Annotated in this window: 18 protein-coding genes; 3 read left to right on the top strand and 15 right to left on the bottom strand. The window is 50.0% G+C overall.

The features are described from left to right. Window positions 1-46: 46 nt before the first annotated feature. The 6 genes from FD09_RS08165 to FD09_RS08140 form a co-directional block, all read right to left on the bottom strand. On the bottom strand, window positions 47-1,477 hold the full coding sequence (locus tag FD09_RS08165) for a C69 family dipeptidase (RefSeq protein ID WP_057820230.1): 1,431 nt from the start codon (window positions 1,475-1,477) through the stop codon (window positions 47-49). 160 nt (window positions 1,478-1,637) lie between these two features. Further along, window positions 1,638-3,152, bottom strand: a complete 1,515-nt coding sequence (locus FD09_RS08160) for a hypothetical protein (protein ID WP_057820188.1) — start codon at window positions 3,150-3,152, stop codon at window positions 1,638-1,640. Between the two features lie 4 nt (window positions 3,153-3,156). Beyond that, the gene (locus FD09_RS08155) at window positions 3,157-4,017 is read right to left on the bottom strand and encodes an ATP-binding cassette domain-containing protein (RefSeq protein ID WP_057820186.1); all 861 of its coding nucleotides are present in this window, start codon (window positions 4,015-4,017) and stop codon (window positions 3,157-3,159) included. A gap of 24 nt (window positions 4,018-4,041) precedes the next feature. Continuing rightward, the gene (locus tag FD09_RS08150) at window positions 4,042-4,917 is read right to left on the bottom strand and encodes a DUF4097 family beta strand repeat-containing protein (RefSeq protein WP_057820184.1); all 876 of its coding nucleotides are present in this window, start codon (window positions 4,915-4,917) and stop codon (window positions 4,042-4,044) included. Next, window positions 4,893-5,546: a DUF1700 domain-containing protein gene (locus FD09_RS08145; protein WP_057820182.1), complete on the bottom strand. Its 654-nt coding sequence runs from the start codon at window positions 5,544-5,546 to the stop codon at window positions 4,893-4,895. Before FD09_RS08145 ends, FD09_RS08150 begins: the two co-directional genes overlap by 25 nt. Further along, complete coding sequence (locus tag FD09_RS08140; protein WP_057820180.1) at window positions 5,543-5,872, bottom strand: PadR family transcriptional regulator; 330 nt, start codon at window positions 5,870-5,872, stop codon at window positions 5,543-5,545. The genes FD09_RS08145 and FD09_RS08140 overlap by 4 nt, the downstream gene beginning before the upstream one ends. A 176-nt stretch (window positions 5,873-6,048) precedes the next feature. Here FD09_RS08140 and FD09_RS08135 point away from each other — a divergent pair, with 176 nt between their 5' ends. Further along, the gene (locus FD09_RS08135) at window positions 6,049-6,387 is read left to right on the top strand and encodes a metal-sulfur cluster assembly factor (protein WP_057820178.1); all 339 of its coding nucleotides are present in this window, start codon (window positions 6,049-6,051) and stop codon (window positions 6,385-6,387) included. Between the two features lie 86 nt (window positions 6,388-6,473). Here the strand turns inward: FD09_RS08135 and FD09_RS08130 are convergent, their stop codons facing one another. Then, entirely contained in the window at window positions 6,474-7,646 is a 1,173-nt protein-coding gene (locus FD09_RS08130; RefSeq protein ID WP_057820176.1) for an aminotransferase class I/II-fold pyridoxal phosphate-dependent enzyme, read from the bottom strand. A 76-nt stretch (window positions 7,647-7,722) separates the two neighbouring features. Continuing rightward, a complete protein-coding gene (locus FD09_RS08125) occupies window positions 7,723-8,079 on the bottom strand; it encodes a DUF1516 family protein (RefSeq protein WP_057820229.1) in 357 nt (118 codons plus the stop codon). A gap of 260 nt (window positions 8,080-8,339) precedes the next feature. Between FD09_RS08125 and FD09_RS08120 the strand changes: the two genes are divergently transcribed. After that, window positions 8,340-9,173: a Cof-type HAD-IIB family hydrolase gene (locus FD09_RS08120; RefSeq protein ID WP_057820173.1), complete on the top strand. Its 834-nt coding sequence runs from the start codon at window positions 8,340-8,342 to the stop codon at window positions 9,171-9,173. A gap of 56 nt (window positions 9,174-9,229) precedes the next feature. Here the strand turns inward: FD09_RS08120 and FD09_RS08115 are convergent, their stop codons facing one another. Next, entirely contained in the window at window positions 9,230-9,418 is a 189-nt protein-coding gene (locus FD09_RS08115) for a 2-hydroxymuconate tautomerase (protein WP_057820171.1), read from the bottom strand. A gap of 75 nt (window positions 9,419-9,493) precedes the next feature. Between FD09_RS08115 and FD09_RS08110 the strand changes: the two genes are divergently transcribed. After that, on the top strand, window positions 9,494-10,909 hold the full coding sequence (locus FD09_RS08110; protein ID WP_057820169.1) for a C69 family dipeptidase: 1,416 nt from the start codon (window positions 9,494-9,496) through the stop codon (window positions 10,907-10,909). Window positions 10,910-10,965: 56 nt separating this feature from the next. On the opposite strand, the gene FD09_RS08105 is transcribed toward FD09_RS08110, so the two are convergent. The 6 genes from FD09_RS08105 to pepT form a co-directional block, all read right to left on the bottom strand. Then, on the bottom strand, window positions 10,966-11,775 hold the full coding sequence (locus FD09_RS08105; protein WP_057820167.1) for a DUF1003 domain-containing protein: 810 nt from the start codon (window positions 11,773-11,775) through the stop codon (window positions 10,966-10,968). A gap of 272 nt (window positions 11,776-12,047) precedes the next feature. After that, complete coding sequence (locus FD09_RS08100) at window positions 12,048-12,518, bottom strand: GNAT family N-acetyltransferase (protein WP_057820165.1); 471 nt, start codon at window positions 12,516-12,518, stop codon at window positions 12,048-12,050. Next, window positions 12,511-13,023, bottom strand: a complete 513-nt coding sequence (locus FD09_RS08095) for a shikimate kinase (RefSeq protein ID WP_057820162.1) — start codon at window positions 13,021-13,023, stop codon at window positions 12,511-12,513. Before FD09_RS08095 ends, FD09_RS08100 begins: the two co-directional genes overlap by 8 nt. After that, window positions 13,020-14,300, bottom strand: coding sequence for a 3-phosphoshikimate 1-carboxyvinyltransferase (gene aroA / locus FD09_RS08090; protein WP_057820160.1), 1,281 nt, complete (start codon window positions 14,298-14,300; stop codon window positions 13,020-13,022). The genes FD09_RS08095 and aroA overlap by 4 nt, the downstream gene beginning before the upstream one ends. Then, window positions 14,301-15,470: a chorismate synthase gene (gene aroC / locus FD09_RS08085; RefSeq protein WP_057820158.1), complete on the bottom strand. Its 1,170-nt coding sequence runs from the start codon at window positions 15,468-15,470 to the stop codon at window positions 14,301-14,303. Between the two features lie 98 nt (window positions 15,471-15,568). Beyond that, window positions 15,569-16,816 (bottom strand): peptidase T, encoded by a 1,248-nt coding sequence (pepT, locus tag FD09_RS08080; RefSeq protein ID WP_057820156.1) that lies wholly within the window; start codon window positions 16,814-16,816, stop codon window positions 15,569-15,571. Window position 16,817 lies beyond the last annotated feature (1 nt).

Here is a 16,817-nt window from a genome sequence, read left to right as displayed (position 1 = left end):
TCTAACTTTTTTGTTGCACTTCAGTTTGGGATCTTTTGTGTTGTTATTAAAGGTTCTTGTCCATATCAAAAGTCAGCTGGGACAAATTGATACCGTCCATAATCAAGTCGCTCATCAGCGCCTTGGCATGGTCTTCATATTCATCGACGATGGCATAATTTTGCCGCGTCAAGAATTCGGTCAAGTCGGCATCTGGTGCTAAATCTGCCGCCTGGGCATCAATTTGGGCAATCAATTCCCGTTTGCGGCGACGGCCCTCTTTCAGATAATCCCGATCCTTTTGTACAAACTTGCTGTAGTGGCTCTCCACAAGGAAAGACAATGACTTATACAGCCAGTAGGCACTCTTATAATCATGAGTCATCGGCGTCTCCGAATATGTGGGAGCCGTATCGTTGGCATTCGTATAGAAAGGCACGTACGGCGAGAATGTTGGGTAGCCTAAGCACAGATGCATAATGGCGGCATAGGCCTTCGGTACATCATTTCGCAATTGCAAAATGTGGGAGTTTTGAGTCCGATTCAAGCCCACTGGACGATACCGCAACCGATCTGCATCACTGCCATGACCAAAAGGATCGTACGGGGTTTCGTTATAGTGAGAACCCAGCAAGTATTCAATATCATCCGTGGAGATCTTTTTTGCCGGCTTCAAAATGAAAGGCAGTTCGCCGCTCTCAGGTTCTTGCACCAGTTCGGGATTCAAACGGCTTTCGATGTACCATACCCGTGGCGTATTGTAATGGCGGTCTTTTTCATCAAAAGTGCCAAAGATATGACGGAAATTCCAGGTATCAAAATCCGGGTTCAAATGATGCTGTTCTACGAAGTCTTGAATTCCATCGGACCACATGAAATCGTCAGTCTTGGTAAAGTCCACTGCCTGAATGGCCACTTCATTCGCTGCAACGGCGTAACAATCATCTGGAATGCGTTGGGCTACCCAGTGGTGCCCGGTCACGATTTCCATATACCAGACTTCATCGTGATCAGAGAATAATACGGAGTTGCCAGCGGCAGAACCAAATTTGGCAATTAATTGGCCTAAATAGCGCACCCCATCACGCGCAGAATCAATATATGGCAAGACCATTGTCTGCATGCAATCTTCATCCAAGCCGTCCTTGGTATTCAACGGATCAAAGGCTAAGCTGCGTTCATTACCGTATGTGCTTTCGGTACAGCTCATGGCCACATTCTTTTCGTTGATTCCGCTTTCGTCGTAATACCCTTTGTGCTTATAGTCGACGTTAGGAACTGCATTATATCGATAGCTGTCTGCCGGTAATTCTGCTTGGAAATCGTTCAACCACGATTTCAGAATCCGGCCAGGTTTTCCATGCACGGCTGGTGCCATAAAAAATCGTTGCGGTGTCAACGGCAGGAATGTATCGTCGTTGCGGGCAATCATTGTGGAGCCGTCAAGAGAGGCTTTTTTACCTACCAAGATGGAAGTACATGCTTTCAAATTTTTCAAAATTCGCACCCTTTTCTTTCTATTAATGACAATTAAACGATACAGGTGGGGGGAAACGTTGTCAATATTGCGCAAAATTGTTGTCGCAACCATGCCTGAGCGGTGACAACCTTTATCTCCATTGTGACCATAATCGGTCGGCCGGTCAGCCATCTGATATTTAATCGGCCATACTGTGTCGGCGGCGATATCCAGCAACCGCCGTCAGGCCTAAACCAGTGACAATTATTAGCGAGTAAACCACCGATTCAGCTAAGGAGAAGCGATTAAAGCTAATCATGCCGGGAACCCCATTCATGTAGATGAACCAGAATACGGCAAGCAACATCGTGAATAACCGACCATTGTTTAAAAGACTCGCCAGGCCTTGGGCTAGGAAAGCGTTGGCCAACGCAAACAACAGGAGTTGCGAGACTGCGGCACCGCCATGGACCAAGAAAGGCAGCATCAGAATCACTGCGGTCCCAGCACCAACAATCAGTTCGGCGAACTTTTGCCGCTGGGACGCGTAAGGCATGGTGGGTAGCCAGGCGATCCAATCATGGGGGGCCGTCCCAAGATCACTAAGCCAAGGTAAGCTTAACAGCCACAGAAGTGGTAGCCCCGCTTGTTGACGGGCGGTATCTGGCATCACCCAGACGACCAGCCAGCCAGCCAGCAGTGCCAACCGATAGAGGCGGGACCGGCCCCGCCATTGCCGCCCTGTTTCACTGCGGAGCAAAGCTGGCCAAGAGAAACGGTTAGCGGTGACTGGTGAAAAGTGGACTGCCGCCGTTTCAATCGTTGCGGGTTGCTTTGGCGCTTGGCGTACTTTACGCCAGCGGCGAGCACGATGCATCAAGAGCGCCGCAACATCAGCAATCGCTAGCGCGACCATAATTTCGCCCAACATCATCAGCAGCATGCCGCGGGTCCAGTGCACGCCCGTCATGACCAATGTATGTGTGCCCTGGGGACCACGGTAATTGCTCAACAGCTGCATGCTGGTTATCGGGTGTCCTGTGGCTTGAATGCTGGATTGATCAATCACGTCTTGGACGTAATTATTACCACTCAGATTCAATAAAAGATTCCAAAAATTGGTGGGGTCGGTCAATTGCAAGGCAAAGACATAAAACAAGCTAAACATATATATCGCAATCAAACCATTGTGCCGTTTGGCGGTGACACTTTCTCCCAGCAGCGCCAATGAAGCGAGCAAGATAATGCTGGGAATCAGCACCAAAAACGGTGAGATGAAAGTTGCCGCGGGCATTCCCTGCCCTGGGAAACGCAGCACCATCATCGCGCCGGTAGCCAAGATCGTGAGCAGCAGCATCGTGAGCAGGATCAGGCAATTCGCCCCAAAATGGGCAAAACCATAACGCAATCGGGCAAAATGAGTGGTTTCGACCCATGGCCACACCCCCTGCTCCCGATCTGTCTGCAACGCATTAGCGACCACACCAAAGCCGAATAGCGGCAGGAAAGTCCCAAAGATAGAGGCAGCACACACCGGTAACCAAGTTGGATTATCTGCTTGTCGATAGATCTTAGGCGCCAAGACCATCACTTTCATTGCAGTATCAAAGCGCGGTGTGGCCAACACGGCCAGAACAACGACCGCACCCATCAACAGCCAAAATGACGACCGCCGGGCCCGTTCTTTAAAGGAAGTGACCATCATCGTCAGCATAGGCTCACCGCCCTTCCAGTGCGCTCAATGTGGCGTCTTCTAAGGTCGGCGTCACGGTCACGGCGGTCTGAGTCGGTGCGTTGGGCGCGACCAACCGGATATGGATTCCGTCCGCCGCTTGGCGCATTTCGCTCACCGCTTGACTGGCTTGGGGATGTTTGCCTTGGGGCAGGACATACTCCCAGACGTGGCCGTTCGCAGCTTTGATCAGTTGCGGCGCAGAACCCTGAAACAGCAGCTGGCCGGATTTAAGTAATAACAGCCAGCTAGCCACGGCTTCAATATCGGAAACGATGTGCGTTGACAGCAGAACGATGCGGCTTTCGGCCAGTTCACTCAGTAAATTACGCATCATGATCCGTTCGATGGGATCCAGTCCTGCCGACGGTTCATCGACAATGATCACTTGCGGATCACCCAGCAGTGCAGCGGCCAGACCAACCCGCTGCTGCATGCCGCCGGAAAAGTCGCTCAACCGCCGGCTGGCAGCATCAGCCAGGTGCATCCGCACCAGCAGCGCCTTAATTTGGTCATTGGCTTGGATGCGTGCTAAACCTTTAATTGCTGCGATGTAGCGTAAATATTCTACTGCACTCAGTTGCGGAATGATCGGTACCTGCTGGGGCATATATCCCAGCACACGTTTCATAGTGCTTGGATGTTTACGGATATCGACCCCATCCAAGCGGACGCTCCCGCTGGTGGGATGCTGCAAGGTCGCGAGAATTTTCATCAGCGTCGATTTGCCAGCGCCATTGGGTCCAATTAAACCGACTAACTGGCCGCTTGTCAGGGTACAGCTGACGTCGTTCAGAGCCAGCTTGTTTTTGAATTGCATGGTGACGTGATCAATCGTTAATTCCATGATGGTTACCTGCTTTCCATTTTGTTAGCGTGCCGTGACGCGGTTGTCGCCGCTTTGCGTAACCAATTCAATCCGGTTAGCGGCGGACCAATTGTGCGTAGCGACTTGTTTCTCGGTGGTTCGGTTAAAAAGTGTATTCTCGCCATAGCGTGTTTGCAGGCGGTACCCTCGGGCGGAACCGGCACCAATCACGCGGTTTTCGCCATCCCTATTGCGTACCCGAGTCGTACCGAGGAGCTTACTGTTGCGCAATGTGAAGTCATCGCTGCTGAGCTGGAATTGACCGTCACGAATTGTTCCCTGAGTGACGGTAATGGTCCCGTCTTGGGTGGTGATTTGCGGTTGGTGCAGCTGGGTTTTGGTCAGCCGAATATCGCCGGACACCGTGCGAATCTCGGTCTGGCCCACCTGGGCGCCGCTGACAGTGATATCACCGCTGGCAGATGCCAATCGCAACTGGCCAGTTTGTGGAATGGTATACCGTAATGCCCCATCCTTAGTGCGAATTTTAACGGTTTGTATCTTTTTGTTTTTTGGTACGGTGATGGTGATTCGCGGTGTGGGGGTATGTCCCAGCAACATGCCCAGATCTGCTCCGCCGGTTTGGGTCATCGTCAGCATGCCAGCGTGTACCCGGCTGGTGATGCCCGTTCCCGTCAGCATTGTGACTTTAACCTGGTAGTGCGGACCGTTTTTCACGACGACATCCAGATCATCAGCTTTGGCAGTGATCGTGGTGAATGGTGCCAAATTGGTTGTTTTGGTCGTCACTCGGGATACCATTGGCCGCCCAGATACGATAGCCACCGGTTGAAACCCATGGTTTAAGCCGCCGATGGCCAATAATGCCAAGCCGGCAACCAACATTCCGGTGCCTATTTGCAAAAACCTTTTCCACATCGCTGAATCGCCTCCTGACGTTGTCTGCGTATCTTGCGATACAGCCAGCGGAAGAATGCCGCCCAGACGCTGGCCAGGCCTTGGGCCGCCCATTTCAATACCGGGATCAAGATGACTCCGGCCCCGCCAGCAGCCAGCCCCAAACCGAGATAGGAAACACCGATCATTGGATCGCTAAGCACTAACCAAATACCACTCCACAGGGCAAAGCCGCTGACAAATAGACCAGTCAGGCAGAGTCCGGCCAGGACGATCAGCAAAGCGGCGGACAGTGCACTGACAATGAGCAGTAGCGCAAGCATTAGGGCAAAAATCATAATCGCCACTGGAATCGCCATCGGTGCCGAAAGAATGGCAAGAACGATTGTCCAAATTTGCCGGGCGTTGGCCCGAGGAGATACTTTTTCACCATCCGCTGACGTGGCGGTACTGCTTTTAATGGAATAGTCGGCTAAAATTTTGAGCGCCAGTTGGCGGGGACTGCCCAGTTCAGCGGTCACAGCTGCACCATCGGCAAACTGCGCGTCCGCGACATAATCTTGAAAATACTCGATGGCTTCTGTCCGCTCGGCCGCTGTCAATGGGGCCAGCAGCCGAGTCAATTCGGCGAAATAGTCTGCAATTGTCATTCGGCATCCTCCTTTGACTCCGGTTTAGTTAAGAAATAATCAATTTGCGTTTTATGCGTCTGCCAATTTTTTTCTGTATCCCGCAGGATTTGTGCACCCAACGGAGTTAGCTGATAATACCGCCGGTTCCGGCCGCCAAACGGCTTATCATAGGTGCTCAGCGCTCCTTGGGCCTTCAAACGACGCAAAACGGGATAAAGCGTGGACGGCGAGATATCGATCGTCTCTTGAATCTGCTGGGTCAAAGCATAACCATAAGTATCAGCTTGCTGTACCACGGCGAGAACGATGCCATCTAGCAGTTCTGCACTGATCTGCATGCCCATCGGCGAAGTCTCCTTCTTTTATTGTTGAATTGACTATATTATACGACACACAATATCAATTACAAGACAATATTACAAATTCAGAACAATGCACGCCAATTTTTGCCAATGCAACTGCTAGGAAAATTATCGGCAAGCGGTTATACTGAACGTAAGAAAGAACGGAGGGATGCGTGATGGCAGAAGACAAGACCAACCAAGATCAAGAGGCCTTGGACGACAAGATTCTTACTGCCTTGGAAGACGTCATTGATCCAGAATTGGGAATCGATATCGTTAACCTAGGTCTGATCTACCACGTAGATGTGGATGAAGATGGCAACTGTGAAATTCAGATGACCTTAACGACAATGGGTTGTCCATTGTCTGACATGCTTTACGATGCAATCGTGGACACAGTTGAAAAAAAGGTCCCCGAAGTCAAGGATGTGGATGTTCAGCTTGTTTGGTATCCGCAATGGACACCGGAGCTGATGAGCCGTTATGCCCGAATCGCCCTGGGCATCAGCCAATAAATAGAGATTACTAAAAGCGCGCGTATTCAATCGTTTAAAACGACTGAATACGCGCGCTTTTGCATACTATGAATCATGAATCGTTGCTACGCTGGGTGGGCAGCCACAAACTTCGTGATGCGGGCTGCAGCCTCTTTAATATCGGCCAAACTGGCAGCATAGCTAATTCGCACGTATCCCTCACCGCCAGGACCAAAGGTGGCCCCAGGAATCACTGCCACATGCGCCTCATGGGCCAAGGCACGGGCAAAGTCCCAACTGCTTGTGCCAAATTGAGTGGGCAACTTAGCAAACACATAGAACGCGCCGTCGGGGTTGGCCACCTGGAAGCCTAGTTTTTGCAACACAGGGACCAGATAATCCCGCCGTTCAATATAGGCTTGGCGCATTGGCTCGGTGTCATTTTGGCCATTCTTGAAGGCCTCTTCCGCGGCCACTTGAGCATTGGTCGTGGCGGACGTGATCATGAACTGATGGACTTTACCAATCTCACCAACTACGTCTGCTGGTCCTGCAATCAAACCAATCCGCCAACCAGTCATGGCATGGGATTTAGAGACACCATTGAGGACGATGGTCTGTTCCGGCAAAATTCCCCCCATCGACACATGGGTGCCATGATACGTCAATTCCGAATAGATCTCATCACTGATCACAAAAATATCTTTGCCCCGCACGACATCGGCGATTTTTTCAAGATCACTGCGACTATAAGTAACTCCCGTCGGATTAGTCGGAAAGTTCAAAATAATAGCCTTCACGGTATCCGCATGGGCGTCAATGGCGGCGGCTAGCTTCTCCGGGGTCAAAATGAAGCCGTCTTCGGCTGTGTTAATGAATACAGGTTCGCCGCCGTTCAGCATTGTGATCGGAATATACAATGGGAAAATCGGTGTGGGGATAATGACACTGTCGCCGGGATTCAACATCGCCGTGAGGGTCGCAAAAACACCCTCCGTCACACCAGCAGTCATTTGCAACTGGGTGCTGGGATCATATCGTGTCCCGTATTTGTTGGCTAAAAAGTCGCTGGCTGCTTGGCGCAAACCTGGCAGTCCTGCCGATGCGGTGTAGTGACTGTCATTTTGTTGAATTGCCCCAATGGCGGCCAATTTAACATGGTCCGGTGTATTAAAATCCGGTTCTCCCAAAGTTAACTTGATGATCCCTGGAATTTGGGAAATATCGTGATTAAACGCTAGAATATCGCTGGGTTTCAACTGGCCCAGGGTTTTCTTCATATGGTCCACTAATGCCATCTCGTTCAACTCCATTACTCTGATTTACTGTTATTGTCATATTGTCAGCTTCCACTGGGCATTGGTCAAGGTCACTTTACCCAATAAATGGCCTGCCTTGCGCTAACCACAGGCCAAAAATACCAACAATTAAGCAACAACCAAATACCAGCCAAAGCATGTTAGCCGGTAATTGCTGCCGCTGTTTGCGGGCAAATGCAATTTCGATCACAGCAATCAGCACCAGTGCCAAAACAACTTTGATCGCACTGCCCACAGGATTATACGACCACACCCGTAGCAACAATATGACCCCGCTAATAATTGACACCACATATAACAAGCGAGCGGTCATCGCCCAAGGGGTTAGTTTGTCTGCTTTCCCCAAGAGACCAATCGCGACCACGACTGCTAAAATTAGCCAAGCCGCTAAATGCACCCACAACCAAATCATATCCATCAACTCCTTGACACCATCATACACCGTTAGCAGACTCACCTCTCGTCCATACGGGTATTCAGCTTAACCAGAAGCGCTGAAACGGCAACAATATTGAGCGATGACTACAGAACCGCACCCCAAGCGACTATTATTGGGAACTATCAGCGGTTTTAATACCTCCACCTTGCATTCCACTGAGCATTTTAAGTGACATTTACTGATTGGTCTGGTACACTATTGAGTTAATAACAAAAGGAAGCAGGTGGTTATTGATGACAAGAAAACTGATTGCATTGGATCTTGACGGAACGACGCTCAATTCTGCGTCGCAAATTTCCGCCCAGACCCGGCAAGTATTACAGGCCGCCAGTGCAGCGGGGCATATTGTCACGATCGCCACCGGTCGGCCGTATGGGGTCAGCGTACAATATTACGATACACTGGGCTTGACGACTCCAATGATTAACTTCAACGGTGCGCTCGTGCATATTCCCCATCAACGGTGGGCCGGTGAATATGAGCGGCGTCTGCCTATGCAGGCTGTGGACGAGATTTTGGCCATGCGCGATCGGTACCATATCCAATTAGTCGCCGCGGAAGGCAAAAACATGATGTTTGTGGACACAGACAAACCGGAATTAATGGATACCTTGCCTATGTCGGTGGCAGAAAATCGGGTTTTGACACCCGCCACCCTGCCGGCGGTGCCCACTTCATTGATGGTGGTCATTCCGACACAGGCAGGCGTTAATATGGCTCAGGAGATCATGAACGATTTTCCGAGTGTGAATGTCAATACCTGGGGTGGTCCAGAGAATTCTGATTTGAGTGTATTGGAAATCATCCACGCTGGTATTGAAAAAACGACGGGGATTGATTACCTGGCCCGGTATTATCACATTGCCAATGATGATATTATCGCGTTTGGTGATGAGTTTAATGATTTGCACATGTTGAACCATGTGGGCTGGGGTGTGGCTATGGCCAATGGTTCTGCAGCCGTTAAGGCCGTGGCGAACGATATTACCCCATTAACAAATGATCAAAATGGTGTCGCTGATTACTTAACCAGCTATCTCCATCTGGCGGCCCAAATGAATGCCTAAAAAACAGGAACCGGACAGCATTTTCTGCGTGTCCGGTTCCTGTTTTTGATCAACGATTACTTTTCTTCGTCTTTCATCACGCCGCCAACGGAATAGCGGTTGTCCGCCATCTCGTTGAGGACAATGTGGACATGTTCCGCAGGAGCGCCGGTGTTTTTCACAATGGCTGCGGTGACGTCTTTAACCAACTGATGCAACTGAGTCTCTGAACGGCCACCCAGCAAATCGATATGGACCAAGGGCATATTATTCCCTTCTTTCTGCAAGATGGGTCTATTATAATGGGAACTAATTAGAAAACACAAGGAGTAGTGAAGTTGATGACAACACGAGAAGAACAGATGATGCGGGCATGTACCAGCATCTTGATCGGTAAAGACGCCAGTGCCGATGGATCGGTCATCATTGGCCGAAATGAAGATAGCAAACCAGCCTGGCCGAAGCATTTCCAACAAATGCCCGCACCAGCACCCTACACATTCACGTCAAAAGACACCGGTTTTACCCTGGATATTCCTGAAACCGGTGTCCGCTACACGGCCACTCCGGAATGGACAGACGAGTATGGAGTCTTTGCCGAAGACGGGATCAATGGTTACGGGGTGGCGATGAGTGCCACCGAAAGTGCTTATGCCAATCCTCGGGTCCTCGCTTACGATCCTTTGAATCCCAAAGGCATCGGAGAAGAAGCGATGGTGACTGTTGTCTTACCGTACATTCACAGTGCCCGAGAAGGGGTGGCGCGGCTAGGTCAAATTGTCGCCGAGTACGGTACCAGTGAAAGCAATGGAATTCTGTTTGCGGATCAGCAGGAGGCGTGGTATATGGAAACTGGCTCTGGTCACCAGTGGGTCGCCGCCCGCATTCCAGACGATAATTATGCCGTTATTGCCAACGAGTTAACAATTGAGGAGATTGATTTCGAGGATACGGACAATTTTATGTTCAACCCGACCATTGCAGAGTTTGCGGAAAGCCATCATTTATGGACCCGGGACACCCCGTTCGTCTTCCGAGAAATCTTTGGCACGAATGATGAATCAGACGCTATCTATAATTGGCCGCGGGTCGTCGCCGGTCAGCAAATGTTTTCACCCAATACGACTTTTTACGAATTTGGCGAAACTGACCTTCCTTGGTTGCAGCATCCCGATAAGCCAATTCAAATTGATGATGCGATGCGCTTTTTGAGTAATCATTTTGAACAGACTCCCTTTGATCCGGCTGCCAACGGTCCACAGGCGCATAAGTATCGACCAATCAGTTTAGCCAATACCCAAGAGTCCCACTTGCTGCAACTTCGCCCTCAAGTGGATAACAGCATCGCCGGGATCCATTGGTTAGCAATGGGGGTGGCTGCAGAAAGTATTTATGTGCCCTTCTATGCTGGTATGACAGATTCCCCGGAGGACTACCATCACGGTGCCCTCCCCTATAGTTCAGATTCTGCTTATTGGCGCTATAAATTGCTTGGGACTTTAGCCGACCGTCATTTTGGCTTGGCCAAAAAATCCTTAAAGGTCTTACAAGACGACACGTTTGCGAAACACTTGAGATTAATTGCTCAAACTGACAAACAGTTGGCTACGGCGGCTGATCCGCGTCAGCTTGTGACTGAAGCCAGTCATCAAGCTGCCGCAATTGCCCGTGAGGCTACAGATAAACTAATCGCTCAAATGATCACCGATGCGACAAAAGAGTCCCCACTGCGTTTCCAAGTCGACCCCAATCTTTAAAACGGGCGCACAAAACGGGCATCCTACCACCACGGTAAGATGCCCGTTTTATTATGTCATTTCACGTTTGCATTAGTCGACTTGTGTTCATCGGTCTGATCCACCGGCATGTCCGCTTTAGCGGTTGCCTCTAACACAGACTGTAAACGCCGCAATTCTGCCACCTGGGATTCAATGGACCCCAGCATTTGCATCTGAATTTTAGCAATTTGCATCTGATTCGGTGTATCCTCCTGAATCATGTGATCGATTTTGGAGTGAAGCATCCGAATTTCTTCCTCTGACTTCAGATTCACATGGTAATCGTTGCGTGATTCCATGCGATCATATTCTCCTGATCGATTCTGACTCATCATAATCAATGGGGCTTGAATTGCAGCCACCATACTCAAAAAAAGATTAAGTAAAATGAATGGGAAAGAATCGAAATGGACACCAAACAAATGTAACCCATTGACCAGTATCCATACGACCATAATTGAAACAAATGTAATAATAAACGGCCAACTGCCCCCGAAGTGCGCAACAGCATCCGCAACACGCTGACCAAATGTAAGTGAGTCTTCCAATTGCTCACGGACATCCACGACTTTATAAGTGTCCCGCTGCATAACGCGGGTCAACTTCTTATTCAGCTTGTGGTTTTGCTCATAGTCCTTCGCTATCATCTGATCCATCTTCAGTAACCGATAATGAACCAAATGCTCACTACAAATAAAGTCTTGGTTTGTCGCCTTCGGAAAGTCCCGACGAATCAACGCCCTGAGAGGACCTTCCAAGTCTCCTAGGAACACACCGTCTGCCAGATCAAAAGGCTTTTGATCGACCAGACAGTGCACGGCACGTTCAACTTTTCGCTCCGTCAAAAAAACAACTCCTCAGTTGAACATAAGGTGGGCTAATGCATATCTAAACTGGCTCTTTGAGCCCTGCCTACTTGCAGGGTCATCGCCACTAGAAGAAGATCGATGTGACTCTGACATAAAACCCACCTGCCTTTCCTAAAAAACATACTTAGTAACTAACCGTATTTAATCCTAGGCTTAACACCGATTATTGTCAACGGTTTGAAACGTTAAAAATGTGACAGCCACACAACGTTTTGGTGACGTTTGTTCATTGCCGATCCGTATCGGGTCTATTGTGCCTTTTCAACGACAGCGATTTTTTCACCATTATTTTCATCAACTCGATGAGCATCGTGAAAGCCATGGCGAAAATAAAACTGTTCTGCTGGAATGTTTTCTGGTTCATAGCTAAGCACGATGGTCTTTACCGGCCACTGTTCGAAGATGAATGGAATCAAAAGTTCTACAAAAATACCGCCAATTCCCTGATGCTGATAACGCCGATCGATCATCAATCGATCCAGCCAAATATATTGTTCTTCGCGGTCCCAGGCACCCACCATGGCGAACCCGACGACTGTATCGGCCTGCATCAACGCATAAGGATGCCAGTCAAAGCGGCGATCATAAGCAGCCTCTGCTAACGACACTGAATTTGGCTCAATGAAATGGATTTGTTCTGGCGCCACCTGAAGCGCCATGACAGCCCAAAAATTTTGACTATCTACGGGGACGATCCGATACCGGTTAGGATTAGTCATGAATGGACACCTCCTCCATAATGTGTTGCAACTCTTGCACCAGTTCGCTAATTGCCCGACCAGTAGTAGGTAGGACACGATTGGCGCTGGCCGTATACCAACCGTTACGTTTTGCCATTAAACTGGGCCAGTCTTTTTTGAAGAGGGGGCGATCGGTAGTGCCGGCCAAACGCCGCTTAATTTCGGCCGGTGAAGCGGTCAACAACACCACCGGAACAGTCAAAGACTGCAACACTTGGCGATTATTGGCTTGGGTGATGATTCCCCCACCTGTGGCAATAATTGCCGGTTTGCTGGTCAACGCATGTAAAAGTGCGAGATGCTCTCGTTGGCGGAAACCCGCCTCTCCTTCTTGGGAAAAAATCTCATTAATGGGCATGTGGGCCTGTTGGGTAACTAATTCGTCGGTATCTAACACCGGCAGTCCATTCGCTCGACCCAGGGCTTGGCTCAATGTCGTTTTCCCGGCCCCCATAAAGCCAATCAACACTAATTGATAATTCATCGGAATTGCACCAACTTTTGCAGATCATAAGTTAATTCTGGATAAGAAACGGCCACGACATTCGGTACCGTGGTGGGCACTGGAGCCCCCGCCACTAAACCAGTGGCAATTTGGAGCATCGCCATCCGATGGTCCGGCATGATCAGTGGCCAGTGTTGGGGAATATTCAATGGCGTTGGCCCAGTAATCAGCCAATTTTCACCATTCTGACGAATGTGGGCCCCAGCTGCCTGCAAAATTGTCTCTGTAGCGGCAATGCGGTTTGACTCTTTTACCCGCAACTCGCCAATATGTTGAATCACTGTCTCTCCCTCGGCTTGCGTGGCAGCCAACGCTAACAACGGCAGCTCGTCAATCGCCCGGGCACTCTCTGTGGCATCCACAATCGTACTTTGTAATGACTGCTGCCGGACTTGCAATGTCCCCATGGGTTCGGCCACATCGGTGCGTGGAAAATCAACTACCTGAAAATCACCGCCCATGCGTGCCAAAATATCCAATAAGGTGGTGCGGGTGGGGTTCAAAGATAGACTAGGCAATTGCAACTGACTATCTGGCAATAGCGTGGCCAATACGATCCAGAAAGCAGCGGTGGAAAAATCACTAGCCAAATCAATCGTCAATGGTTGCAGGGGCGTCGTTTGTGGTTGTATGCGGACAGTTAATCCTTGCCGCACCACATTGGCCCCTGCCTTGGCCAACAGGCGTTCTGTATGATCTCGCGTGTGCACGGGGCCCGTCACCGTCGTTTCACTGTCGGCTTGTAAGCCCGCAAAAAGAATACCACTTTTCACCTGGGCACTCGCGACGGTGAGATGAATATGAGCACCGTGGAGATTAGCCACTGGGTGGATTTGAATTGGGAGATGCCCCTCTGTCGTGGCAATTTGCGTGCCCATTTGCCGTAAAGGACCTGCAATCCGCTCCATTGGCCGGGCACTCAAGGATTGATCACCAGTCAATAAAATTGTACTCGGCGGGCAAGCCAGCAATCCCAATAATAATCGGGTAGTGGTCCCAGAATTATTTAATGCCAGGGGTGCTGTGGGTGTCTGCCAATGAAATCCGCCTTGTCCATGGACCGTCATATGTGTTCCGGTTTGTTCAAAATTGACGCCCAAAGCGGCCAATACGTCAATCGTGGTCTGGATATCACCGCCATCAGGCAAATGATCGATGGTGGTCTCCCCAGCCGCAATCGCACCAATCATCAGTGCTCGATGCGCGATACTTTTATCTCCTGGAAAACGAATAGATCCTTGAATGGTATATGTCATCTAACTGTTCCTCCGATCCCATTGACGCGTACCAAAATCTTGATAACTGGCCTGTAAATCGGCCAATGTCGCACTACTGAATTCATCTAAAATCTCTTGGGCCAAGGTGATTTGGACCATGGCCTGAGCTACTAAACTGGCGGCCGGTACCGCGGTGACATCGGCGCGTTCATTGACCGCTTGGGTGGGCGTATGGGTATGAATGTCGATTGTCGGCAAACCTCTTGGCTGCGTCGGGATAGGCTTCATCGTGGCATGGATCAGAAGTGGTTGGCCATTCGTCATGCCGCCTTCTAAACCACCCAGGTGGTTCGTCGACCGCCCATAGCCTTGCGTAGGAGTCCACGTAATATCATCTTGAGCGATAGCGCCCGACATCTCACCCAGAGTAACTCCATCTCCGAAACTAACAGCCTTGATTGCCGGAATGCGGACTAGCGCCCCCGCTAATTTACCATCTAACCGTTGGGCCCAATTCTGCATCGAGCCAAGCCCGGGAACTAATCCCTCCACACGCACATCGATTTGGCCGCCAATGGTTGTATGCGCCGCTCGGGCGGCATCAACCACGGTGTGATACGCGGTTAGTTGACCGGGGTCAGGCAACCGCAAATCATTCTGCTCGACCTTTTCCGTTAAGTCGCTAATCGATTCTGCCGGCCAGTCTGTAAGCTGATGGCCGCCTATTCCAGTGACAAAACCCAAGGCGTGGATGTTCAATTGGGCCAGCAACTGCGCGGCAACATTCCCAATCGCCACAATCATCGCGGTACTGCGGGCACTGGCACGCTCCAAAATATTGCGAAGATCCGCCTGGTCATACTTTTTGCCACCCACCAGGTCCGCGTGACCGGGCCGTGGTCGGGTGACCACTTTTTCCTGTTTAGGATTGGTCGCTGTGGCACCCATGATTTCTTCCCAATGGCGATAATCTCGGTTTTGAATCAATAACGCCAGCGGACTGCCAGTGGTCAGCCCAGCACGCATTCCAGCCGTGATGGACACCGTATCGTGTTCAATTTTCATCCGGCCGCCCCGACCGTAACCATTCTGCCGAATCGCCAACTGGTGATTAATGGCGGCGATACTAATCGGCAGATTTGCCGGCAAGCCGCTTACAATGCCCGTCAACATCGGGCCATGGGATTCTCCCGCGGTTAAATATTCCATTTGGCGCACCTCGTCCTCTTTTTTAAGTGTCTCTAGCATACAACAAAAAAGCGCACCCAATCACAGCGACTCGGTGCGCAAATCAGTGCTTAGCCCGATTAATGGTCAGCAGCATTTAATTTGACGATTTCTACCAATACGTCAACAGCTTGAGCCATGGTCTGTTCAGACACAAACTCAAAGCGACCGTGCATATTTTCACCACCGGCAAACAGATTAGGCGTGGGCAAACCCATGAAAGAGATCTTTGAGCCATCCGTCCCGCCCCGGACAGGTGTTTCATCGGGCGTGATATCCAGATTATGCATTGCTTGTTCGGCCAGTTTAACCACATCCATATGATCCTTCATCACGTCGATCATGTTGTAATACTGATCATGCATCTCGACTGTCACCCGAGGTTCATCCAACTGACTATTCAACTGATCCGCAATGGCCTGAGCCTTTTCTTTACGAGCGGTCAAACCAGATCGTTCGAAATCACGGATGATATAGTCCAATTCGGCATGATCTGGGGTCCCGTTAAAGGACAACAAGTGGAAGAATCCTTCCCGGTCTTTGGTTTCTTCCGGCACTTCATTCTGAGGCAGCGCATTTTGATAATCAATGCCCAATTGGATGGCATTGATCATCGTGTGATACGCAGTGGAAGGATGGACATTTTTTCCCTTAATGTCCACATGCAAAGCAGCCGCTGAGAAGGTCTCATATTCAAGTTGACCCAATGGACCGCCGTCTACGGTATACGCAAAATCAGCATTAAATCGCGGCACCTTGAAATGATCCGCGCCCGTGCCAATTTCCTCGTCCGGACCGAAACCAATGCGAATGTCGCCATGCTCAATCTCTGGATGAGCCAACAAATATTCGACCAGTGAAAATATTTCGGCTACACCGGACTTATCATCTGATCCAAGTAAAGTCGATCCGTCAGTCGTGATTAGCGTATGGCCCTGATATTTTTTTAGCGCTGGAAAATCCTTCGGGTCAAGGGTGTATTCCCCCTTCTTATCCAAAGGAATCACAGAATGGCCATCATAATTTTTTACGATTTGGGGATTGACTCCCTCGGCATTGAAGTCCGCAGTATCCACATGGGCTAAGAAACCAATCGTGGGGACTGTACGGTCAATATTGCTAGGAATTGTGGCGGTGACATACCCATTATCATCGTGATACACAGCATCCGTTAGGCCGATCTCCTTGAGTTCAGTGACCAATTGTTGAAGAAACTTCACCTCCCGCTCAGAGCTGGGAATCGTTGTCGAATTTTCATCTGAACGGGTATTGATTTTGACATACCGGAGGAACCGGGGGATCAATGTGGGATATTTAGTCGTAGTCATA

Origin of the sequence: Schleiferilactobacillus perolens DSM 12744 (assembly GCF_001435585.1) — a bacterium.
GTDB lineage: Bacteria > Bacillota > Bacilli > Lactobacillales > Lactobacillaceae > Schleiferilactobacillus > Schleiferilactobacillus perolens.
The sequence above is the reverse complement of the archived record's forward strand: the minus strand, read 5'-3'. Positions and strand labels throughout refer to the sequence as shown.

What these genes read in the sequence shown, in the direction of transcription:
- FD09_RS08160 (WP_057820188.1), bottom strand. Translation starts at nt 3,152, where the DNA reads ATGCTGACGATGATGGTCACTTCCTTTAAAGAACGGGCCCGGCGGTCG.
- FD09_RS08155 (WP_057820186.1), bottom strand. Translation starts at nt 4,017, where the DNA reads ATGGAATTAACGATTGATCACGTCACCATGCAATTCAAAAACAAGCTG.
- FD09_RS08150 (WP_057820184.1), bottom strand. Translation starts at nt 4,917, where the DNA reads ATGTGGAAAAGGTTTTTGCAAATAGGCACCGGAATGTTGGTTGCCGGC.
- FD09_RS08145 (WP_057820182.1), bottom strand. Translation starts at nt 5,546, where the DNA reads ATGACAATTGCAGACTATTTCGCCGAATTGACTCGGCTGCTGGCCCCA.
- FD09_RS08140 (WP_057820180.1), bottom strand. Translation starts at nt 5,872, where the DNA reads ATGGGCATGCAGATCAGTGCAGAACTGCTAGATGGCATCGTTCTCGCC.
- FD09_RS08135 (WP_057820178.1), top strand. Translation starts at nt 6,049, where the DNA reads ATGGCAGAAGACAAGACCAACCAAGATCAAGAGGCCTTGGACGACAAG.
- FD09_RS08130 (WP_057820176.1), bottom strand. Translation starts at nt 7,646, where the DNA reads ATGGCATTAGTGGACCATATGAAGAAAACCCTGGGCCAGTTGAAACCC.
- FD09_RS08125 (WP_057820229.1), bottom strand. Translation starts at nt 8,079, where the DNA reads ATGATTTGGTTGTGGGTGCATTTAGCGGCTTGGCTAATTTTAGCAGTC.
- FD09_RS08120 (WP_057820173.1), top strand. Translation starts at nt 8,340, where the DNA reads ATGACAAGAAAACTGATTGCATTGGATCTTGACGGAACGACGCTCAAT.
- FD09_RS08115 (WP_057820171.1), bottom strand. Translation starts at nt 9,418, where the DNA reads ATGCCCTTGGTCCATATCGATTTGCTGGGTGGCCGTTCAGAGACTCAG.
- FD09_RS08110 (WP_057820169.1), top strand. Translation starts at nt 9,494, where the DNA reads ATGACAACACGAGAAGAACAGATGATGCGGGCATGTACCAGCATCTTG.
- FD09_RS08100 (WP_057820165.1), bottom strand. Translation starts at nt 12,518, where the DNA reads ATGACTAATCCTAACCGGTATCGGATCGTCCCCGTAGATAGTCAAAAT.
- FD09_RS08095 (WP_057820162.1), bottom strand. Translation starts at nt 13,023, where the DNA reads ATGAATTATCAATTAGTGTTGATTGGCTTTATGGGGGCCGGGAAAACG.
- aroA (WP_057820160.1), bottom strand. Translation starts at nt 14,300, where the DNA reads ATGACATATACCATTCAAGGATCTATTCGTTTTCCAGGAGATAAAAGT.
- aroC (WP_057820158.1), bottom strand. Translation starts at nt 15,470, where the DNA reads ATGGAATATTTAACCGCGGGAGAATCCCATGGCCCGATGTTGACGGGC.
- pepT (WP_057820156.1), bottom strand. Translation starts at nt 16,816, where the DNA reads ATGACTACGACTAAATATCCCACATTGATCCCCCGGTTCCTCCGGTAT.